This is a genomic window from Marinobacter sp. NFXS9 (genome assembly GCF_040148665.1).
Classification (GTDB): domain Bacteria; phylum Pseudomonadota; class Gammaproteobacteria; order Pseudomonadales; family Oleiphilaceae; genus Marinobacter_A; species Marinobacter_A mangrovi.
Map to the genome: position 1 here is coordinate 25,724 of NZ_JAGDDW010000020.1, position 20,841 is coordinate 46,564.

The window sequence follows — 20,841 nt, forward strand, 5'->3', positions numbered from 1 at the left end:
CACCCTCCCGCAACATCCCGGCTACCGATGGGCTCTACTGGATCCGCTGAACCTCACCGGTCACCGCCGACCGCGCAGGGCAGCGGCTCCCCAACCAGAGAAGGAAAACATGCGACGGCTTAATCATATCTTTGAAAGCAACCGTGACTGGGCAGAGAAGATCAAGGAAGAAGATCCGCAATTCTTCGAGCGTCTGTCCAACCAGCAGTCCCCGGAATACCTCTGGATCGGCTGTGCCGACAGCCGCGTGCCGGCAAACCAGATCATGAACCTGATGCCGGGTGACGTGTTCGTTCACCGCAACGTGGCCAACGTGGTGGTGCATACCGACTTCAACTGCCTGTCGGTCATCCAGTTCGCGGTGGAAGTGCTCAAGGTCAAGCACATCATGGTGGTCGGCCACTATGGCTGTGGCGGCGTGAAGGCGGCCCTGAAAGACCAGGGACTGGGTCTGATCAACAACTGGCTGCGCCACATCCAGGACGTTCGCGATCAGTTCAGACCGGTGCTGGAAAAGCTGCCGACCGAACAGGACCAGATCGATCGCCTGTGCGAGCTCAACGCCATTGAGCAGGTGCGCCACGTGTGCCAGACCACCATTGTCCAGGACGCCTGGGCCCGCGGCCAGGACCTGTCGGTTCACGCCTGGGTGTATGACGTGGCCGACGGCTTACTGCGCGATCTGGGGCTGTGCATCACCAACAACGATGAGCGTGAAGAGATCTACGACAAAGCCGTGAAGGGACTGGTCGACCGGCCGGTTCGTTCACTCAGCGCGTGACGGCACGTCCGTAACGCAGGTCTGATTTCGGCCGCCCTCTTTCGCTTCGTAGAGGGCGGCGTCGGCCCGCTCGATCCATTGCGTCGGGGTCTCGGTGTCGTCGGTGATCGGCGCCACGCCCAGACTGATCGTATAGCTGATCCGCGCCGTGCCGGTGTCCACCGGTGACGATTCGATCGTCTGCCGAATGCGCTCGCACAACGCCACCGCACCATCGACGGTCGTCTCCGGCAACACGATGGCAAACTCCTCCCCACCGTAACGCCCCGCCAGATCCGCATGGCGCAGGTTGGACCGCAGCACGTCGGAGGTCCGGCGAATCACCTCATCACCCGCCACATGGCCGTAAGTGTCGTTCACCGATTTGAAGTGATCGATGTCGAACATCACCAGCACCGAGTCGTTGCCGTAGCGTCGGCAGCGCTCGTAGTCCGCCTGTAGCAGGCTCTCCCAGGTGCCCCGGTTGAGCAGGCCGGTCAGGCGGTCCGTTTCGCTCAGGCGCAGCAGCTGTTCATTGGCCTGTTCCAGCGCCTGCTTGCCAGCGGCCATGTCCGTCACGTCGTAGACCATCAGGCACACCATGCGCACCTCGCCGTCGGCACTCGTGAGCGGGCTGATGGTCAGGTTCTGGTACATGTAGGGCGCGGTACCGGTGATCGGCCGGGTGTTCCGAAAATGGAACAGGTAAGGGCGCTGCTCCCAGGTGGTGAACGCGCGGGTCTTCAACATGCGCACAGACTTCACTTTACGTCGCAGCCACGGCTCGGGCAGGTCCGGGAAAAATTCGAACAGGTTCTGGTCCTTGATGCGCGATGCGGTCACGCCGCTGTGGTTCTCCATAAAGCCATTCCACACGTGCACCCGGAACTCGGCGTCGAGCACGATCAGGCCCACCTCGACGGTTTCCAGCATGTCCATCAGCCAGTGGAATTCGAGCATGTCGTCCTGGTTGACCGCCATGGGTTACTCCGTCAGGTAGTCGATGGCTTGTTGAAGATGGGGGATCGAGTCTGCCGTGAGCAGGATTAGCAGGTCGCACACCACGTTGTAGTCTTCGATGGCGTAGTTGATCTCAATGCTGAGCAGTTGTTGATCCCGGGCCTCGTGATATTCCAGCAGGTCGCTAACCTGACGATGCTGGCCCAGCACCGTGGGGTGACTGAGGCCGAAGTGCAGATCCAGCTGATCGCCCAGCCCCTTGATAAAGGCCCCGAACAGGATGCTGGACAGGTCCATCAGGACTTCCAGTTCGAGAGCGTTGCGATCATCGCCCTCGTAGCCCAGCAGCCGGGCCATATCATCGAAGCTGGCATCCGAGAAGAGCAAAAGGGCTTCGCCTGCGACGCCGGCGCCATTGAAACCCTGGCACACGGCGGAATAGCTGTCGCGCTCGCCGGCGGCCCCCAGCGCCATGATCAGTTCGCTCTGGGCCAGCGTGGCCACCCGCGGTACCGGCAGTTTGATGAACACATCCAGCAGGCGCGCCAGCAGATCCGCCGCCTGGCCCATGGCCACGTTGGACATCTCCTGCAGGTAGGCGTTGAGATCCAGATTGTCTTCGGGCTGGGGTTGCGGGCTGGGCGACGGGGCCGGCTCCGCCGAGTCGGCCTCGCTGTAAAGGCCGTAGGCGCCCAGGATCTCGGTGATCTTCTCCGGATCGGTGGGCTTGCGGATGAAATCCATGGCGCCGAGTTTGAGCACCCGCTTGCGGGCCTCGGGCTGGATATCGCCGGACACCACCAGCGTCATCACCGGCAAATCCTCGCCAGCAATTGCCTCCAGCACCCCGTAGCCGTCGAGCACCGGCATGTTCAGGTCCAGGAACAGGACGTCGCTGTCACCTTCGCGGATGATCTCCAGGGCGGCCTCGCCGTGTTCGGCAAAACGCACATCGGCCGCCCAGCCATCGGGCAGGGCGCGGGCCATCTGTTTGCGGGCCATGGAGGAGTCGTCACAGATCAGGACGCGGTAACTCATGCCGTATAACTCATTGACGTGTGTAAGAAGTCTAGCAGTCACTCTCAGGTCGCGTATGGCATTCCGTCGTCATAGGCCCGCAGAATCTAGCGTATTCGCCGCGCATTTTGATGACCAGAATGTAATTTGTTGTAAGACCTCAATCACAGTTTGGAATGACCGGCGGCGATTCCGTGGCCTAATGTGACAGGTCTCACTTAAATGACTGAAATGCCCACCTATAGTCGTCACGCAAGCAAATAATAACGGGTCCTGAAAGGCTCCTGAAAATGCTGTGGCTGCGATACCGGAACCCCTCAAGGGGACGTCGTCCCGGATAACAAAAACAACGCGTCGCGTCTTGCCGCAGTGACTGTCGGACAGCAGTCAATCACTCAGAGACACTAACAATGAACAGGGATGCGCTTAAACGCGTGGCCCCGGTGTGCTTCGGCCTGATGTTGTCATCAGTCGTACAGGCGGAACTCAAGCCCATCTCCGACAGCGAGATGGAGCAAATCACCGGTCAGGCCATGATGGCCGTGGATATCGATGGAACGCCGGAACACCGCTACACCCGCGTGACGATGGGGCTGGATGCCGAAATCCAGACCAACATCGACACCGTAGCCCTCGGCGATACCGGCGACGGCGCCGACGTGTTGGTCAGCCAGCTCTCGCTCGGTCATATATCCACCGACGCCACCCAGGTCCAGCTCAACGGCCAGACCTATGCCGTCAACGACATCGTGCCATTCGAAGCCAGCAACCCGTATTTCGAACTGGCGGAAGAGAACGGCGACATTGTCGGCTTCCGCATGGGCTTCGGGCAGGCCCGGGGCACGCTCTCCGGCGATTTCGAAAGCTTCTCCGGTAACCTGGGCATCAAGCTTGAGGACAGCAGCGGCAACGTCTCTGACGCCCAGCTCTATGACGCCAGCGGCAACGCCACCAACACCCGCGCCAGCTACATCGGCCTGAACGACGCCGCCACCGACTGCACCGCCGGCGTCCAGTGCGCACCGCTGACCAACCTCAAAACCCTGGATATCGGCGCGGACAACGGCGACGGCACCGTCAGCCCCACGGAAGACTTCTTCATCTCCTTCCAGAAGGCCCCGGTAAGCTGGTCCAGCAACGCCACCGGCGGCACCGCGGTGGATGCGGCCGCGGGCGTGTACCTGAATATTCCGACGTCCATGCAGATGGACCTGACCACCCTGCAGAACGGCATTTCCCGGGCGCGGACCGAATACATCGATCGCGGTGTCGGCCTCTTCTGAGGCCGGCCTGCTGATCCCTTTTCACGGCTTTGCTACACTCGGCAGCCAAACGACATGGCTGAGGTTGGCAAACACGTGATTAAAAGCTTCTACTGGCACGACTACGAAACCTTCGGTGCCGACCCGGTGCACGACAGGCCCTCCCAGTTTGCCGGCGTGCGCACCGATGCCGACCTCAACATCATCGAAGACCCGCTGGTCATCTACTGCCAGCCCACCGAAGACTACGTGCCGGACCCGGTCGCCTGCCTGATCACCGGCATCACGCCCCAGCAGGCCCGCGCCGAAGGCTACCCGGAAGCCGAGTTCATCAGCCTGATCCACGAGGCCTTCAGCCAGCCGGGCACCTGCGTGGTGGGCTACAACAGCCTGCGCTTCGACGACGAGGTCACCCGCCACACCCTGTACCGCAACCTGCGCGATCCCTATGCCCGGGAATGGCAGAACGGCAACTCCCGTTGGGACATCATCGACATGGTGCGCCTGACCTACGCGTTGCGGCCCGAGGGCATCAACTGGCCGAAGAAAGAGGACGGCTCCCCCAGCTTCCGCCTGGAAGAACTCACTGCCGCCAACGGCATCAGTCACGAAGCGGCCCACGACGCCATGTCCGACGTCACCGCCACCATCGCCCTGGCCAAGCTGATCAAGGACAAGCAGCCCAAGCTGTTCGAGTACGTGCTGGAGCACAAGGACAAGCACTCCGCCCGCGCCATGCTCGACCTGGCCACCATGAAGCCGGTGTTCCACGTGTCCAGCAAATACCCCGCGTCCATCGGCTGCTGCGCCATGATCGCCCCGGTGGCCCAGCACCCGGTCAACAAGAACGCCGTCATCGTCTACGACCTGCGGAAAGATCCGACCGAGCTGATCAACGCCGACGTCGAGGAAATCCGCCGCCGCCTGTTCACCACCCAGGCGGAACTGGGCGATGAAGAACGCTTCCCCCTGAAAGCCATCCAGCTCAACAAATGCCCGGTGCTGGCCCCCGGCAACATGCTCAAATCCCTCAGCCCGGAACGCCTCGAGCAACTGCAACTGGACGGCGACACCCTGCGCGCCAACCTCCAGATCCTGCGACAGGCGAGGGGACTTGGCGAGAAGCTGGCCGAAGTCTACCAACCCCAGGACGACGGCCCCGGCGACCTGACCGACCCCGACGAACAGCTCTACGCCGGCGGCTTCCTCAGCCCCAACGACCGTAAGCGCCTCGATCAGCTGCTCCAGCAGCCCGTCGAAGTGATGGGCGAAGCCACCCCCGAATTCGACGACGCCCGCCTCGCGGAAATGGTCTTCCGCTACCGCGCCCGCAACTACCCCCAGACCCTGGACTCGGAAGAGCAGGAGCGCTGGGAAGCATTCAAGCAACAACGCCTGATGCACCCCAAAGCCGGCTGGCGCTCGCTGGAAGGCTTCTTCGCGGACATCCAGCAACGGCTGCAATCGCCGGAACTGGAGGCGAAGGATCGGCATGTGCTGGAAGAGTTGGCGTTGTATGGGGAATCGTTGATTCCTTATGTTTGAGGGGTAGGGCAGACCAACTGCCCATCTCTACCTCTGAAGATCCCTTCGGATAAATCCTTTCTTTGAGACTGTCGCCCGATTCGGGGCGACGGCATACGCCTGCCTGATTTGTTGATCTGCCTCATTGGCGTGGTGTGGTTGGTTTGGCTACATTGGTTAGCGGGCGACAGGTTGGTGTTTGTTATGAGGAATTCGGTGATATTGCAGGATTTGGTTGCAAGGTGGTTTTAGGATTTGGAAAACAATGGATTTATCTGCTCTTCGGTAATGCTGTTATACCGCATGCTTCGATCAATCAATAATGACGCGTTACGTCTAATCACCGTTAGGGAAGTGCGTGAAAAAAACTTACAGCTCAGTCCGGGAGCCACGATGGGCTAACCGCGAAAAGACAGCGATTGACTGTGTGGTGTATTTCGAACACCTAAAGTCTGAAGTGCTTTTCACCGCCTCTGAAACTGACCTTGAGCCGCATGGCCGAGAAATATTCGGCCGTTGTATCCAGGGCGAGTTTGGAGAAATTGCTCCACCGATAGCCAGCACTAAGCCTTCTGAAAGCGACGGGGCTCTGAAGCTCCCTGCTGGATGGCATGACGTTAACCAATTTCTTGATGAAGCGAATAGTGAGAACGCGAGTGGGACCGAACGTGGTCTCGTTCTAGTGTGGGCAGCAATGCTCGACGAAATGCTTTGTAGGCTGTTAGAGCACTTTTTGGTCGAAGACAAAGTGACTCACGGAGTTTTGCGTGGCGGGCCTGGCGACCCACTGACTTCGTTTTCGTCTAGGACTAAGGTTGCTTTTTCCTTGGGGTTGATCGCGAAAGATGAGATGCAGGCTATTGATAAAGTGCGAGCAATAAGGAATGACTTCGCGCACAAAGTGGGGATTTCGCTTGAGGATCAGCGCTTTCGAAGCAAGTGCAAGGATCTCTATAGTAGAACGGTTGGCGATACTGCTAAGTTTGAGGCTCGCCATCTTTATTCAACGGTCTGCGCACGTTTATTGATGGTTCTAAGCAAACGTATTGCTGAAATTGAAGGCGATCGTTGTCAAAAGAGAACTGAATCAAAGCCACTACAGCAAAGATAGCGTGTACGGACAGAAATCCCTGACAATTGACTGTTGCCGTACGCACCTACGCCTAGCGCTCCGGTGCGCCGCAAAGCCAAAGCTTTAATTTCTAAAGAGGTCAGTAGCGGTCGTGACGCTTACGGATTTTGTACAAATAGTGTTCGGTCTAGGAATCGCTTATCTATTATGGTCTGCGGTCATATGGAAGGACTGGAGCTTCCTGGTCGGCATGGCAGCACTTATTGTGGTGCCTATTTCAGTGATATTGATCTCCAGCTATCCAATTCCGGGATTTGGGGTTATCTATGTGGTCTGGTTTGTCATACTTTTTGGTTCAAGGGATAAAGGCCTTAAGGAAGACGAAGCGGTGCCGACAGTTGGATCTGTTGCAATCAAGGCGGCTCAATATGCGTTTGTAACTGTTTTAGTTGCAGGTGCCATTAGTCTATTGTTCAGTGGAGGTGCAACTGACGGCGGGTGTTCTCGAGCTACGCCTCAGTTCTGCTAGAAGAATCAACCATTGCAGGCAACGCGACGCCCATTACATTGCGCCTATGGCTCCACTCTAAGAGTGCGCATACTGTAATCGTTAACTTTAAAAATTATAATGTAAGAAGATTTTTTATGAAGTTTAGAACTTTGAAGAATTGGCAAAATCTGGAGCAGCTAGAGGGGTTGGTTTTCTTTGTTCAGCTTCTAGAAGAGCTGTTATTCGATTACAGCTTAGACACTTACAAGCCGTCGGCAATGAACTCTAGCACTTTGTGCCTAGAAACTTTAGAGCTCATAAAAGATATTGAAAACGAGGTCATTGATCAAGCTAACCTTCCCCACGTGTTAGAAGAGCTTGCCATGAATCTTAAAAGGGATGAGATCGTACAGAGTCTTATGGACATTGACATTGATTCTGTATGCTCACAAATTCTCAATGCTGACACAAATTTGTATCAGATAAAGGTTACAGTTCAAATAATATACTCGCAAATAAGGCTGCCTTTGTATAAAGAAAAAAATGAAAACCTATTATTTGAGGCTGTTCGAAATGGAAGGGAAAAAAATAGAATTAGAGGTTTAACCAGAAGTTACGTCTCATCTCTCATCACTTTAGGGTATAGCAATCAATATCTATATGCAGTAACAAGAAGGATATTTCACTGGGGTGATAGTAAAATTCATCAGCCTGAGGATGTAAGGCTGTTTTTTAACGTGGTGAAGGGAGATCCTATTGAATATCAAGTTTTATTTAAGGGCGATAGCTTATTCTTAGAGATTGCGGATTCATGTGAAAAGTTGGATATATCAATTTCAAGGGATGTGCCGGCAGAAATGGAGAATCACCTAAATGCTAAGAATTTTAGCCTCGATGGAGGGGAAGATGTTTATCTTATATGTGAAAAGGTAAGTTCTCTTGATGTTTTTTCAGCACGAGAGTCCGTGGAGAGAAGACTTGACCGTCTGAGCGCTTTAACAAATATTTTTCACCATAAACAGGTGCCTTCTTGGTCTAAAGGTGCACTACTTATCAACAAGAGTGTAAATTCTTCTCGCATGGTTCCTGCTTCAAGAAATCCCATGCATATGTGTAGCGATAGGCGTTCAAATGATGCTGCCAATGACTTGTATAAATTTATTGAAAATTTTTCTTTGGCCGAAAAACAAAGTTTCCAAAAATATACTCGTGCTGTTGAATTGCATGCACTCGCACTAAGAAGTGACTCACCCGAGAATCAACTCTTGAATCTTTGGGTTTCACTAGAAACTATAACTCCCGGTAAGCTTAATCGGAACAAAGCAAAAATTAACAACATAATAGATTCCACACTTCCATTCCTATCGCTAACATATTTGCACTCTCTTACAGACCGACTTGTTCAAGATTTCAAGCTATGGAATGCCCGGGAAACATTCTCGTTGTTAAAGCCTGTTCCTGGAGAAAGTGACCGGGAGAGATTAATTAAGCTCCTAGTGCTTCCTCAGTACGAAGATCAAAAGCACCTTCTTTATAAATCGCTCGGGGATTTCCATCTTCTAAGGAATAGGGCTCACTATTTTTCTGAAAATCTATCATCAACTAAAAAGATAAAAGGAATTATCGACAATCATTGGCTTAGAGTAAGCTGGCAAATCAGAAGAATATACAGGGCAAGGAATCAAATAGTTCACGCCGGGCATACTCCAGCGCATATTAATATTCTAATAAAAAATGTTCATGATTATCTGGATGTCGTGATGGGGCGTATCGCCGATCTTGCTGCCGACGGAGATAAGATAAACACTTTAGATCAGGCGTACAGATATGTGGAATTATTCTATAAAGATTTTAGAGCCTCGCTAGGGGATGGGCCCGTAGACGATAACAATATAGATCAAATTCTAATATCGAGAAATATTTAAAAAACCGGGGCAGTTTTATTTTCAGCACATCGAATTAATGGGGTCGTAGCGCTTTATTTTTGATCAGATTGGAATATCGACCCTACAAGGAAGGTGAGAGATGCCAGGGAAATACCCGGATAAAATCCGTACATTGCCACTCTTTGACGGGCGCTTTGATGCCTACCGCCTGGCGGCCGATGGCGCCGATGTTCTGTTTGCTTCATACCCTGCCGGAACCCGAATTCCACCCCATACCCACGACACGCAGCGTAGCGCGGGGTCAGGTCTTGCCTTTTGCTAACGGAGAGCAGGGTTAAATCTATTTTTGTATTTTCAGTGCAGTCACAATTAATGGGGCGTAGCGCTTTAATTTTGATCAATTCGCCTCGCAATGATACGCGTCAGTCCTGGATAGTCGTAAGAATTGAGGCGGATGTATTGAGGTCGCTGTCAAACTGTCAGGACCAAGCCTGTCTCGCGGCCACTGATTGGAATATCGACCCTACAAGGAAGGTGAGAGATGCCAGGGAAATACCCGGATAAAATCCGTACATTGCCACTCTTTGACGGGCGCTTTGATGCCTACCGTTTGGCGGCCAGCGGCGCCGACGTTCTTTTTGCCTCGTATCCTGCAGGCACCCGAATTCCACCCCATACCCACGACACGGACAACCACGGCGTCATCATCCGCGGTGAGCTCAAACTTTCCATCGAGGGCCGGACGGAACGCTATGGTGTTGGCGACTGGTATCACGTCCCGGCCGGAGTTGAGCATGCGGCGGAGTTCGATCAGGAGACAGATGAGATTGAGTTCTGGTTTGAAGCGGGGCCGTAGTTGGCGAGTCAGGATGTTCAGCGCGTTATCCGCATGTTCGGATGCGGCACTGGGAGCTGGGTCAGGCACCACCTCCCCAGGATGCGACCCGGTATATTCCGAAAAATGACGAGTTCACCAAGCCGGATGCGAGACGATGTCGACGATACGGAGCCTAACCACGCCCTATCGTCCGAATCTGATGCGTCAGCATGTTCGGTAGGTAAGCTGATTGGGGCTCTGAAGATGTTTCAACAAGAAGAAGGGGCATAAACATGCAGCACATCCGCTTTTCGCTCAACACATCCCGCGAGTTCGTGCGCCGCCTGTCGGCGTGCCGTTTGCGCCGCGGCTTGCTGGCACTGGTTTTACTTCCGGCGGTGGCGAGCTCGGCGGGCACAGGGAGCACGAGTGAGGTGGGTACGTTGCACTACAGCGGGGACTACAACGGCAAAGTCACGTTCCGGGATTCGGATTGTATTGTGATGGACGGTCGGTTGGTCTCATTCAATGCGCCGCATTGGAAGGACGGTGTTCCCGAACCACAGGGCACGCAAATCGGCATGACGCTGGAGAAGCCCGAAGTGCCGACGGAATTCAACTTCCAGATCGACGATGGCGCCGCCCAGAATGTTTTTGCCACAACGAATCAAACCCGGCCGATCGAAGGCATTCAGGTGCGCAGGGCCGGCGGAAAGTGGGCGATAGAGTTCGATGGATTTCGGATCGCTGGCACGAACTGGTTGCAGCAGATGGACCCCAGCAAGAAAAAATGGGTGACCCTGAAGGGAGTGCTGCATTGCACGAACATGCAGTAGCGCCGCACCGGCTTTGGCGCATTGCGCGGGGTTAGGTCTTGCCTTTTGCTAACGGAGAGCAGGGTTAGATCTATTTTTGTATTTTCAGTGCATTAACTGAGGTCCTATGGCCCTAACACAAATGCAGCTCATCCAATCACTGGGCGACGCGATGGCCTGGTTCGAGCGCGAACTGAACTGGGGAGTGCCACCGACAGAGTTGCGTCATCTCTGTGGTCGCATTGGCGAGCTATACACGGCGCTGATCACCAACGGGCAGATGGCGACCGAGGTGAATCAGCAGGGCTATGACGTCGTCAGCGGTGACGGCGAACGAATCTCTGTCAAAACCACCGCCATGATGGGGGCGGGCGGACACATTGCCTTTAATTCCAACTCCATGGAGTTTGTCGACCGGGTTATTGTTCTCCGAGTCAATACCGATGAGATGCAGATCGAGACGCTTCTGAATGCGCCGGTGGCGGAAGCGGTAGGCCTCATGTCCCCAGACCAAGGCGGAAAGCGGAGCTTGCCGCTCAGTCGTTTAGCCCGAACTGAACGTCCGCGATCCGAACTCAAGACGGTGAGTGAGGTAAGTTTCGAAACCTTCACCGTTCGTGAACTGGAGAATGGCAGCATCGAGGTCGAGAAGGCCGGAACGCTTCAGGTGCCCACGAAACCAGCACTTCGCGAGTTAGCCCGAAAGCTCAACATCAGCCTCCTGAACGGCAGTGGTAACCCTCTGAACACCCGACAGCTCGGTAGCCAAATCATCAAGAGCTTGAGCGATGCGTGAGCAGAAGAACTCGAACTGAATGATCCAAGTGGACGGTGATTATCGAATGCCAATTGATGGCTCCAGGGACGACCTGATTCGTTCTCTCATTGGAAAACGACTGACCGGTCTGGCGAGAAGTCAGTATGTGTTCAATGGGGAGGCCGATGAGGTCGATGCGGGTGATCTCGAATTCACCTTTGATAACGAAACGAAGATCACTCTGGAGTTAGCCTCCGATGGAGAGTCGGTCCTGGCCCGTGATGGCGCTCTGTCTCTGCCTGAGCCCTTTGATCTGGACGCTGAATCTCATTGTTCCTGGGTCAGTGTTGACCTACTTCAGGCATCCCGGTTTGCAGTGCTTCGGCATTCGATCCTGCAAGCCGCTTACGCGGTGATCGGACGTTGGCCGGCACCCGTTCGGGATGAGTTTCAAATCGGTTGGTTGTTACGCTTTGATGACGGTCAGGAGCTCACATACTTTAACAACGGCGATGACGCAGTCATCTTGCTTGAAGACACAATCCCGGCTTCCGCTGAAATGGAAATACTGATTCGGGAAATGGTGTGAACCCGGATCAGACGGGATGGCGTTCCCAGTGTATTGCGGTACGCTCAGTCGTACAGGCGTTGTAAGCCAAGCCTGACTCGGGAGGTCTATTCGGTCAGCCCGTAGAAACGATGACCCTTCAAAGCCTTTCGTCGCTCCTCCCAATCAATACTCTCTGAATAGTGTACCCAGCGCTCCCACGCTTTCTGGGGTCCGTCTTTGGCAGATATGAAATCAATGAACTGAGGGATATCGGCCTTCGTGAATAGCTGAATCTCCAGGTTACCCAGGCCAAAGAGTGCTTCGTCGAGAATCGAGCGAAGATCGTCGTTTTGGCAGGCTTCAAAGTGATACCGAAGTTCCAGCGTTTCCGCTTTGTCTCGCACTTGTTCTTCCGACAAGTCGCCGATCTGCCATTGCGAAAGCCATTTGATGAGCTTGCGCTGAATTTTTTGCACGTGCTCGCCTTCAACCAGAATGAGCTCTCGCATTTTCTTTCATCATTCTTTAGAAAATAAAAAGTAGCGGGAAGTGAGAGCGGTTGTAGCGCTCTCACTTCAAACCAGTGAACGATACCTCTTGGATATTTCCAATCGTCAAAAATGCGCCAAATACCAGGTGCCACACAATAAGCTTCGTTCTCTGGAGTCCGGACTTCAAGTGAAGCGTTTCGGATGGCTTACCCGTACGCTGGCTTTTACCCCGCGATTGCAGTGAATTTCACGTCTCATGCTCAATGCGAGAAATAAGCCGTCACCGTGCAGTCCTCGACCACACTGTTCGTCGTGTAGGTATTGACGGACTCGGCACCGTCGCAGCCAGTGACGTGATCCAGGGTGAAGCCGGAATCCGGTGTCAGGGTGAAGGTTGTTGTCAGGCTCTCCGCCACTGTCGCGCTGGTTGGGCTGATGGTGCCGCCGCTCTGGGCATCGATGGCGTATTGGTTAATGACGGAATTGTTGAGGTTGGTTACGTAGGCGAACTGTCCGGTCGGGTCGACGGTCATGGAATGTCCAGAACCGGAGCTCGTTGCGACGGACTCGGGGCTCAGGGCGGTTAGGCTGCCGTCGGCCCCAATGCCGTACTGGGAAATCGTGTCGTCGTTCGTATTCACCGCGAAGACATACTGACCTGTTGGGTCGACGGTGATGCTCTCGGGGGAATTGCCTGTGGCGACGGTCGCCGGGTTCATAGGCGTCAGCTGTCCGTCATTCCCGACGGTGTATTGAGAAAGGGTGTTATCGTTTCCATTTGCCACATAGACAAAGTGCCCGGTTGGATCCATGGCAATCTCACGAGGGAGCGAGCCCGAATTGACGTTCTTGGGGCTTAGCGCCGTCAGGGTGCCGTCGTCGCCAATCGCGAATTGGGAGACGGTGCCTACGTTCTGGTTGGCGACATAGGCGTATTGACCACTCGGGTCAACGACGACGGATACGGGGCCGGAGCCCGCGAGTATTTTTTGGGGGCTTAAATGGCTCAGGGTGCCGTCGGCTCCAATGCTGTACTGGAAGACAGTGTTGTCAGTGGCGTTGGCATTGGTCACGTAGACATATTGGCCGGTCGGATCGACGGCGATGCCGGACGGCCCGACGCCGGCATCGATCGTTGCGGGGTCCAGCGCCTTCAGGCTGCCGTCTGCTTCAATAGAAAATTGCGATACGTTGGAAGAGAAGTTGTTCGTGACATAGGCGTATTGGCCTGTCGGGTCGATGGCAATATTTCTTGGTGAGGAGCCGGCACTGACACTCAAAGGGCTCATCGGCGCCAAGCTGCCATTGGCCTGAATGGTGTATTGATCGATGTTTGAACCCGCGATATAGGCGTATCGACCGCTGGGATCGACCGCTAAGCTCGATGCCCCAGTCGTCGATTCGACAGTAGAGGGTGTCAGCGCTGTCAATCCAGGCACGACGCCAACGCGTGTAGATACCGTAAACGTGGGTGTCTTGGTATCACTGTCGCCGTCACCACCACCGCATGCACTCAGTGCGGCCATCGAAAGAAATGTCATTGTCCAGAGCGTTGTTTTTTCCAAGCTCCACATAGTCTGCCCTCAAGTCTGCAATAATGATTCGGGCGATCATCGCAGTGAGTGTGGGTAGTCGGTACCCGACAGATGTTGGGAGGGTGCGGAAAAAGCTCACGAAAGTCGCAATAAACGTATGTAAAGCCATAGTTCGGGCCCAAGGCACGAGGTCCAGGTGCCTTGATTAACCTGCTTCGTCGTCGACATGGATCGCCAGACCTGTTTTCCCTGAAGAGAGGTGCCCCGCAAGTACGTGCCCCTCGTAGTCACCGCCATTTTGGTGCCGGAACGGGATGGGAGCCTCGTCGAAGAGGTGTTCGAGACGTGAGCGCCAGGCACTTATTTCCGCTTCCGCAGTGGACGGTTCCAGTTTGCCCGTGCCATAGACGGCGTGGGTCGGTAACACATCCATGCCCGGGAAGAAGAGGGCGCCGTGTGTAATGGGGAAGAGCAGCTCTTCCAAGGGGCCGTTGATGCCCCGGGGCGAATAGTCCTCGGCAGGGCCGCCCACCATGACGGAGAGCAGGGCCCGTTTGCCTTTGAGAATGCCGTCGCCATAGCGGTACCGGTTGCCTTCCCCTTTGTAGCCATAGGCAAAGCCGTACGCGTAAACCCGGTCGATCCAACCTTTCAGGATCGCCGGCATGCCAAACCACCAAAGCGGAAAGTGAAAGATGACCGCGTCGGCGGCCAGCAGTTTTTTCTGTTCTTCCGCGACGTCCTGTGTCTGCTGCTGGGTCGCGTAGGCGTGCCCGGATTCCTGGATAAAGGCGAGCCGGTCCTGGTTGATGCGGCTGGGGAAGTCCGCCTCGTCAAAGGTGGCTTTCCAGTTCATGCCGTAGAGGTCGGACTGCATGACGCGGTGACCCAACGCCTCGAGTGTTGCCACCGTTTCTGCCACGAAACGGCGGGTGAGGGAGGTGGGTTCTGGGTGGGCGTAGATAACCAGGACGGTCTTTTTCATTGCTTCACTCCTTCATCGGGGTTAACCAGGGGTGCCTGGTGTGTAGAGGTCGGAGCAAGCGTGCAATAGAATGAACTATTGATGAAATCACCAATGTTCTGCGCAGCTATATAAAATATGGATACCAAAAGACTGGATCTCAATTTGCTGGCAACGCTGGAGGCCTTGCTCGACGAGCAGAATGTCACCCGGGCAGCGGCTCGCCTGCATATGAGCCAGCCTGCCGTTAGCGCTCAACTGAGTCGCTTGCGGGACCTGTTCGACGATCCGTTGCTGATCCCGGCCCATCGAGGCATGATCCCGACCGCCAAGGCCCTGGAATTACAATCACCGCTGCGTCTGGCGCTGGATCAGGTGCGGGACACCCTGGCGACCCATCAGCATTTCGATCCGGCGGGGGCGAACCTGACGGTGACGCTGGCCTGCACCGACTACGTCCAGGCGACGGTCGGTATGTCGGTCATCAACTCGTTGAGGCGCCGGGCGCCGGGGATAAGGATCGGTTTGCGCAATCTCGAACCGACCCGTCTTGAGGCCCAGATGGCCCGCGGTGATGTGGATCTGGCGTTCATGACCCCGGAGGAAGCGCCTCCCTCGTTGCGGCACCGGCACCTGTATGACGAGGCCTATGTGCTGATCGGACGTCTGGACCACCCGCATCTTTTCGACGGAATGGCGATTGACGACTATGTCCAACTCGAGCATGTCATCGTCTCACTCAGTGGAGGCGACTTTTCGACCCCTGTTGATCAGGCCCTGAAAGTGCTGGGGTACGCCCGTGATGTGGTGCTCTCGGCGGCCTCCTTCCTGCTGGTTCCCGAGGTCGTGACCCGGTCGAACCTCGTGGCGCTGGTGCCGCAGCGGCTGGTTGCGGAGCGTAAGGATCTCAAGGTCGTTGCCTCGCCCATTGAATCGACAGGGTTTTCCGTGGGGATGGTGTGGCACGAGCGTAATCATGCTCACCCGGCCCAGAGGTGGGTGCGGGAGGCGATCGGACAGGCGCTTTAAGGCGTTCCGACCTGCCGGGCCCAGGATGGCACCGGCAAGTCGATCTGCCGGGTCGAAGTCAAAGGTCTTGTTCACCCGAATAACCTGGTCGAACCAGGCTTTGAGTGCTGCAGGCATGCCGTAGTTATACATGGGGGGCGAGAGGACGATTAGATCGGCTTTGTCCACTTCATCGATAAGCCGATCGAATTCCATCAGCGCCTGTTTGTGGGAATAGCCACGTTTATCGTCCCGGGTAAAGCAGGACTCAATCCAGAACTCGCTGATGATGGGAAGAGGCGGAAAATAAAGGTCTGGCGGCCCTGAAATTTGTTCGATGGATCAAGTCGGTGATTCGCCCAAACGACCGGTAGCCCCGGTTTTGACTGTCGAGCCCTTCAGTGACGTGCGCCTTGAGTGGCTCCCGTCCCACTCTCCGAAGGCTGACTCGGCTCCGAAAGCCGCCGAACCCGCTCGAAGTCCTCCTCGGTAAATGTGCCGTTCACGCCGGCAATCGCCGCCAGTTTCATGCCGTGTTTCAGGCCCAGCTTGTAGATCTCCTGCACCTTCTCCCACTCGATGTGGCGGCCCAGGGTGTAGTTTTCGAAGCGGCCCTCCAGCGCCAGCACGATGGTCTCGGCCAGGCAGGCGTAGACGATGCCGTTGGGCAGGCCGATGTCTTTCATCTGGACGTTGCCGGGCAGTTCGATCTCGCCGGACTCGATCACCAGCACGTCCGGGCGTTTGGCGACGTCTTCGGCGGGGATGTCCAGGGGTCGCGCCACGTCCGTGATCACACACCCCGGCTTGACCCTCATGATGTCGAGTATGCGCTTGCCGGCGCCGGAGGTGGCGGTAACGATCATGTCCATATTCGCCACATCCCTGTCCGCTGCAGCCGCCAGGTGCACCTGGGCGCCCGGGGTTTCCTGTTCGATGCTTTCCTTGAGGGCCAGGAGTTTGGCTGGCTCGGGTGAGGCGAGGTAGATGTTCTCGACGGCTTTCGCCAGTAACCGGGCGCACACGGATCCGATGGCGCCCGTCGCGCCGACGACCATGGCATTACCGGCGAGCTTGCCGCTGTCACCCACACGCACCCGACCGATGCGACGAGCCGCTTCGTGCGCCGCCCAGAGGGCGCCGGAGGCGCTGTAGCTGTTGCCGGTGGTGATGGGTAAGGGGGCCTGTCGGGCCACGGTGACGCCGGCATCGCCCACTACCTTGGTGAACGCGCCCAGCCCCATGATTTGTGCCCCGAGTTTTTTCGCCAGCCTGGCGGCGGCCAGCAGGCGTCCGTAGGTGAACTCCGGTCGGTGGGCCATGATTTCATGCGGTGTACCGCCCACGGTGATCAGCCAGCCCTCGGCTTCGTCCCCTGTGGGCGATCGGATGCCGGAGACTTTGGAATAGACGAAGGGTGGTGTGTAGGCGACCGCTTTTTCCACCAGGTTCATGATCGGCCCGGGTGAGACCTCCGCAATCCAGTCCAGCGGGTGGGTTTTGGTGAGGTATTGCTGGGACAGCGGGTGAATCACAAAGGCAAACCGGTTCACCCGGCGATAGCCGTCCGGGTAAAGGATCCGGGGCTCAATGCCCGTGGCGCGAATCGCCTGGAGATAATCGTCGTCACTCAGCTGTTCCGGACTTCGGGATGTCGTCGCACAGATCAGCGCTTCAAGAACATTCACACCAACGGGGCGACCGTTCAGCCACGGGCTGTCGTCTACCACCATGGCCACCTTGTGGGCCTTCATCCAGGCAAGCGTCTTGTCGGTGACCCGCGATGTCATGATGGTTTTGCCATCCAGGTCCGTGTCTTCCAGCGATTGCAGGTGATTCGGGCTGGCCACGATGACGTGGGACTCTGCGATCGCATGATGGAGGGCACCGTCGGCCAGCGGTTTGCCCAGTTGCCACAGGGGACTGTGTGCTACGGTGCGGCGAACCCACTGGGTGGCCGGGCGCTCGAGCAGTGCGCCGGCGAGTTCGGAATACGTGTTCATCTGCTCGATCGAGGTCAGCATCCGGGGGAGGCCAAAATCCAGCCAGGGGTTGGCGAAGCTCAGGTTGTCGGTGTGTTCGTGGAGCGCGCGGGCGATCGGATAACGGCTGCGGCCGTCCAGGATGAGCACCCGGGCGTTATCGAAGAAATGCTCCAGAGTGGTCTGCACGTGCCGAACCGCCCATTCCTGCAACAAGCCGCGCAGGTCTTCTCCGGTGCCAATGCAGGCTTCCGGCGCCCGCTGTTTCAGGTAGGTGAATTGGGCTCTTCTGCTGGCGGGAAGTGTGCTGTGGGCGGTGTCTGGAATACTCAGGCCGATGGCGTCCGCCTGGGCCCGCACGTTTTCCAGCAGCTGGCCGGCTTTTTCCAGGTCGCCGTCGGCGCCAAGACGAATCACCTTGACGGCTTCGCCGAGAAAGTGGGCTTCGACCGTGTAATCCTCGTCGGACGATCCGAGACTGATACTGGCGATGGTTTTCACGATAGTGCTCCGCCTACCGCAGTTGGCTGACAGAGACGAGCCGATATCCGGCAGGAGTGTTCATCTCCAAGCGGCGTCGTCCCCTATGCGCCATGAAACCACCAAACGCGTGGTGACACGTTAATCTGGATCAAGTCCGCGACGACTTGTGGAACAACCTGGGGATGCTGAGAGGTGATTCCGGACAGGGGATAGTCGGGATGAGTAGTATTGAAGTGGCCTGCTTCGATACTCAGACTCGCCCGCGAGCAGGGTGAATATCGGGAGCAGCGAGCGATGCAAAAGTATGCGCAGAAAAGAATGCTGAAAGGAAAGCGATAAGGCTTCAGCGAGTCGGCTTCTGGAGATCACAGGCGATCGGGAGCACGACGAAGGGATTTCGAGACAAGGACTTCAATTTGATGCATTTCAGTACGCCTCTTTCAATCATCGCACTTTCGTTTTTCCTCACTGCTTGCACGGATTCCTCGGCAGAGATTGCGTTGTCCAGCAAGGCGCCGAAGGTGACGCTATCGGATGAACCGCTGGCAGATGGCTCGTGTGTTGGATGGCGGCGGAGTCTGTCCCGCGGGCGTCACTTGGGTGATGTCGAACGATGTCTGCGCGAGATGGCGCTGCGTGATCGACCGGCCGCTGTTCGTGACGCCCGGGTGATGAGTCAATGGGATATTCACGAAAATGGTTATCCGGAACTCAAACCCCTGATCGCGGCGTTGGTCCATTACCCGGAACCAGGCAGCCTTGAGGCGCACCTGGATAGTCTGGCGTTGTTGCCCAATGAGCCCGGCCCATACAGCCACCCGGAAAAGGCGCTGACGGCCTCGGATTTCATTCAGGCGAAAGGCAATATCCACTGGTTCGACACCGAGACTGGCATGTTCCCGAATGAGCACGATGTACTGCTCAGCGACGTGGCGGCACTGAGCGACCTCCGGACGGCTACCTTCTCCGAAATCCCGCCCTCTGACTTCGAGGCTGACGATGAGCCCTACGGTCTGGTGGGCGTGGTTGATGACAAAACCTACCGACAGCAAGCCGAGAACTACGGCGATTGGTACGACCTGAGTGCGGTACTGATGCTGCTGAATCGGATGGCTCAGGATCGCGACCTGAAAACGCGCTTCGTCACCCTTCCCACCGGCGATCAGACGGCCATCATCTGGGCCGTGGATGACGACGTGCTGACCCCACTGATGGACGAGGGGCTGATCGCTCTGAGTCCCGATGAAGTGGCCATGAAATCGGGAAAGGCTTTTGAAGCCGAGGTTCGCGAGAAGCTGGGTGCTGCCGTCGAGTAGCGGTTGGCCTGTTGGTATTGGGGACCGGCGGGTGATCACTGCCGGCCCGGCATAGACTGTTGAAAAGGAAGGACCCATGGAAAACGCCTGGAAACCCAAGGCCTGGATTGCCATCGTTCTGGGCGTGCTGCTCCAGCCGTTCACGTTCCTGTACGTGAATCGTTTGATGCTGTTCTGGATCTACTTTGCAGCGGTTGTGGTGGTGGCGGTCATTGACTGGTCGCTCGGCAGTTTTTGGGGACTGGCTTTCAGTGTGATCTGCCCGGTCCACGCGTATTTTTCGACCAGGCATTATGACCCATCGGCGCCAAGATCCTGGTATTCCCGGTGGTGGGGAATACCGGCCATCTATGGCGTTGCTTTCTGTGCGATATTCCTGCTCAGGGCCTTCCTGTACGAACCTTTCACCATTCCGGCCAGCTCGATGGCCCCCACGCTGAAGCCCGGTGACCGGATCATTGTCAGCAAAATGGGATACGGCCATTACGGGACTTTCGGCATTCAATTGACCGACGGCGAATCCCAGGGCGGTCCAAACCTTGAACGAGGCGGGGTATACGTGTTCTATCCACCTCATAAAACGACGCCTTATGTGAAGCGACTGGTGGGGCTGCCTGGCGACCGGCTTAAGGTTGTTGACGGGCATATCTCGATCAACGGCCAAGCGGTAAGGGGGGAGCTGGCCTATCGCAACCGTCTGGGGGACGTTTTCAGGGAATCACTGGGCGACGAGTCCTATTTCGTCCAGAGGCTGGATCTCGGTGGTCCGCTGCCTCCGGTCCAGGTGGTTGTGCCGCCGGGGCACTACTTCTTCCTGGGAGACAACCGGGACAATTCGGCGGACAGCCGGGTTTGGGGCTTTGTGCCGTCCGCGGACATTCTCGGTGAAGTGGTCTACGTGTTCTAGCATCGGATATGGGGCTGTGCCAACGCTGCCTTTTGAGCCAGTGATCCCTGCTAATTAATGGGGTCGAGGCGCTTTAATTTTGATCAACCCGGGTGGTAAGCCGCGGAAAACCACTGCAGATTTTTTAGCTCGCTTTCAACTTATCAGGAATGAATCCTGATCCTGAGAAGGCCCGACCTTGCCCACATAAAGCCTTCGGATGACGTTGTTCAACCGATGCGCTAGGATGCGTTCACGCAATAACC

Annotated in this window: 19 protein-coding genes and 1 pseudogene; 13 read left to right on the top strand and 7 right to left on the bottom strand. The window is 56.3% G+C overall.

All coding sequences use genetic code 11. The annotated features are described in order from the left end of the window. The first annotated feature begins 109 nt into the window (after window positions 1–109). The gene (gene can, locus J3364_RS21280) at window positions 110–781 is read left to right on the top strand and encodes a carbonate dehydratase (protein ID WP_349560159.1); all 672 of its coding nucleotides are present in this window, start codon (window positions 110–112) and stop codon (window positions 779–781) included. On the opposite strand, the gene J3364_RS21285 is transcribed toward can, so the two are convergent. Together J3364_RS21285 and J3364_RS21290 are read right to left on the bottom strand one after the other, a co-directional pair. Beyond that, a complete protein-coding gene (locus J3364_RS21285; protein ID WP_349560160.1) occupies window positions 767–1,741 on the bottom strand; it encodes a sensor domain-containing diguanylate cyclase in 975 nt (324 codons plus the stop codon). The two genes, can and J3364_RS21285, sit on opposite strands and share 15 nt — an antisense overlap. A 3-nt stretch (window positions 1,742–1,744) precedes the next feature. Further along, a complete protein-coding gene (locus J3364_RS21290; RefSeq protein ID WP_349560161.1) occupies window positions 1,745–2,758 on the bottom strand; it encodes a response regulator in 1,014 nt (337 codons plus the stop codon). Between the two features lie 437 nt (window positions 2,759–3,195). Between J3364_RS21290 and J3364_RS21295 the strand changes: the two genes are divergently transcribed. The 9 genes from J3364_RS21295 (at window position 3,196) to J3364_RS21335 (ending at window position 11,949) form a co-directional block, all read left to right on the top strand. After that, on the top strand, window positions 3,196–4,020 hold the full coding sequence (locus J3364_RS21295; protein ID WP_349560162.1) for a hypothetical protein: 825 nt from the start codon (window positions 3,196–3,198) through the stop codon (window positions 4,018–4,020). A 75-nt stretch (window positions 4,021–4,095) separates the two neighbouring features. Further along, a complete protein-coding gene (gene sbcB / locus J3364_RS21300) occupies window positions 4,096–5,544 on the top strand; it encodes an exodeoxyribonuclease I (RefSeq protein ID WP_349560182.1) in 1,449 nt (482 codons plus the stop codon). A gap of 337 nt (window positions 5,545–5,881) precedes the next feature. Next, the gene (locus J3364_RS21305) at window positions 5,882–6,634 is read left to right on the top strand and encodes a hypothetical protein (protein WP_349560163.1); all 753 of its coding nucleotides are present in this window, start codon (window positions 5,882–5,884) and stop codon (window positions 6,632–6,634) included. 211 nt (window positions 6,635–6,845) lie between these two features. Further along, a complete protein-coding gene (locus J3364_RS21310; RefSeq protein WP_349560164.1) occupies window positions 6,846–7,124 on the top strand; it encodes a hypothetical protein in 279 nt (92 codons plus the stop codon). A 116-nt stretch (window positions 7,125–7,240) separates the two neighbouring features. Next, entirely contained in the window at window positions 7,241–9,010 is a 1,770-nt protein-coding gene (locus J3364_RS21315) for a hypothetical protein (protein ID WP_349560165.1), read from the top strand. A gap of 502 nt (window positions 9,011–9,512) precedes the next feature. After that, window positions 9,513–9,827, top strand: coding sequence for a cupin domain-containing protein (locus J3364_RS21320; RefSeq protein ID WP_349560166.1), 315 nt, complete (start codon window positions 9,513–9,515; stop codon window positions 9,825–9,827). Between the two features lie 254 nt (window positions 9,828–10,081). Then, window positions 10,082–10,624: a hypothetical protein gene (locus J3364_RS21325; RefSeq protein WP_349560167.1), complete on the top strand. Its 543-nt coding sequence runs from the start codon at window positions 10,082–10,084 to the stop codon at window positions 10,622–10,624. Window positions 10,625–10,730: 106 nt separating this feature from the next. Then, window positions 10,731–11,399: a DUF6998 domain-containing protein gene (locus J3364_RS21330; protein WP_349560168.1), complete on the top strand. Its 669-nt coding sequence runs from the start codon at window positions 10,731–10,733 to the stop codon at window positions 11,397–11,399. A 19-nt stretch (window positions 11,400–11,418) separates the two neighbouring features. After that, complete coding sequence (locus J3364_RS21335; RefSeq protein WP_349560169.1) at window positions 11,419–11,949, top strand: hypothetical protein; 531 nt, start codon at window positions 11,419–11,421, stop codon at window positions 11,947–11,949. Window positions 11,950–12,035: 86 nt separating this feature from the next. Here the strand turns inward: J3364_RS21335 and J3364_RS21340 are convergent, their stop codons facing one another. From J3364_RS21340 to J3364_RS21350, 3 genes are all read right to left on the bottom strand, one after another. Beyond that, window positions 12,036–12,419 (bottom strand): hypothetical protein, encoded by a 384-nt coding sequence (locus tag J3364_RS21340; RefSeq protein WP_349560170.1) that lies wholly within the window; start codon window positions 12,417–12,419, stop codon window positions 12,036–12,038. 242 nt (window positions 12,420–12,661) lie between these two features. Then, window positions 12,662–13,975, bottom strand: coding sequence for a lactonase family protein (locus J3364_RS21345; protein ID WP_349560171.1), 1,314 nt, complete (start codon window positions 13,973–13,975; stop codon window positions 12,662–12,664). Between the two features lie 166 nt (window positions 13,976–14,141). Further along, window positions 14,142–14,921, bottom strand: a complete 780-nt coding sequence (locus J3364_RS21350) for an NAD(P)H-dependent oxidoreductase (RefSeq protein WP_349560172.1) — start codon at window positions 14,919–14,921, stop codon at window positions 14,142–14,144. Between the two features lie 117 nt (window positions 14,922–15,038). On the opposite strand from J3364_RS21350, the gene J3364_RS21355 reads away from it, so the two are divergent. Further along, window positions 15,039–15,929: a LysR family transcriptional regulator gene (locus J3364_RS21355; protein WP_349560173.1), complete on the top strand. Its 891-nt coding sequence runs from the start codon at window positions 15,039–15,041 to the stop codon at window positions 15,927–15,929. A 36-nt stretch (window positions 15,930–15,965) separates the two neighbouring features. Here J3364_RS21355 and J3364_RS22635 read toward each other — a convergent pair. After that, window positions 15,966–16,247 (bottom strand): annotated as a pseudogene (locus J3364_RS22635) (NAD(P)H-dependent oxidoreductase); the annotation flags it as partial. Window positions 16,248–16,306: 59 nt separating this feature from the next. After that, on the bottom strand, window positions 16,307–18,391 hold the full coding sequence (locus J3364_RS21360) for a DUF8754 domain-containing protein (protein WP_349560174.1): 2,085 nt from the start codon (window positions 18,389–18,391) through the stop codon (window positions 16,307–16,309). 578 nt (window positions 18,392–18,969) lie between these two features. Between J3364_RS21360 and J3364_RS21365 the strand changes: the two genes are divergently transcribed. Continuing rightward, window positions 18,970–19,689, top strand: a complete 720-nt coding sequence (locus tag J3364_RS21365; RefSeq protein WP_349560175.1) for a hypothetical protein — start codon at window positions 18,970–18,972, stop codon at window positions 19,687–19,689. 76 nt (window positions 19,690–19,765) lie between these two features. Beyond that, window positions 19,766–20,596, top strand: coding sequence for a signal peptidase I (gene lepB / locus J3364_RS21370; protein WP_349560176.1), 831 nt, complete (start codon window positions 19,766–19,768; stop codon window positions 20,594–20,596). The last annotated feature ends 245 nt before the right edge of the window (window positions 20,597–20,841 follow it).

Coding starts and splice junctions, on each gene's coding strand:
- can (WP_349560159.1), top strand. CDS start 110: ATGCGACGGCTTAATCATATCTTTGAAAGCAACCGTGACTGGGCAGAG.
- J3364_RS21285 (WP_349560160.1), bottom strand. CDS start 1,741: ATGGCGGTCAACCAGGACGACATGCTCGAATTCCACTGGCTGATGGAC.
- J3364_RS21290 (WP_349560161.1), bottom strand. CDS start 2,758: ATGAGTTACCGCGTCCTGATCTGTGACGACTCCTCCATGGCCCGCAAA.
- J3364_RS21295 (WP_349560162.1), top strand. CDS start 3,196: ATGTTGTCATCAGTCGTACAGGCGGAACTCAAGCCCATCTCCGACAGC.
- J3364_RS21310 (WP_349560164.1), top strand. CDS start 6,846: ATGGCAGCACTTATTGTGGTGCCTATTTCAGTGATATTGATCTCCAGC.
- J3364_RS21315 (WP_349560165.1), top strand. CDS start 7,241: ATGAAGTTTAGAACTTTGAAGAATTGGCAAAATCTGGAGCAGCTAGAG.
- J3364_RS21320 (WP_349560166.1), top strand. CDS start 9,513: ATGCCAGGGAAATACCCGGATAAAATCCGTACATTGCCACTCTTTGAC.
- J3364_RS21325 (WP_349560167.1), top strand. CDS start 10,082: ATGCAGCACATCCGCTTTTCGCTCAACACATCCCGCGAGTTCGTGCGC.
- J3364_RS21330 (WP_349560168.1), top strand. CDS start 10,731: ATGGCCCTAACACAAATGCAGCTCATCCAATCACTGGGCGACGCGATG.
- J3364_RS21335 (WP_349560169.1), top strand. CDS start 11,419: ATGATCCAAGTGGACGGTGATTATCGAATGCCAATTGATGGCTCCAGG.
- J3364_RS21340 (WP_349560170.1), bottom strand. CDS start 12,419: ATGCGAGAGCTCATTCTGGTTGAAGGCGAGCACGTGCAAAAAATTCAG.
- J3364_RS21345 (WP_349560171.1), bottom strand. CDS start 13,975: ATGTGGAGCTTGGAAAAAACAACGCTCTGGACAATGACATTTCTTTCG.
- J3364_RS21350 (WP_349560172.1), bottom strand. CDS start 14,921: ATGAAAAAGACCGTCCTGGTTATCTACGCCCACCCAGAACCCACCTCC.
- J3364_RS21355 (WP_349560173.1), top strand. CDS start 15,039: ATGGATACCAAAAGACTGGATCTCAATTTGCTGGCAACGCTGGAGGCC.
- lepB (WP_349560176.1), top strand. CDS start 19,766: ATGGAAAACGCCTGGAAACCCAAGGCCTGGATTGCCATCGTTCTGGGC.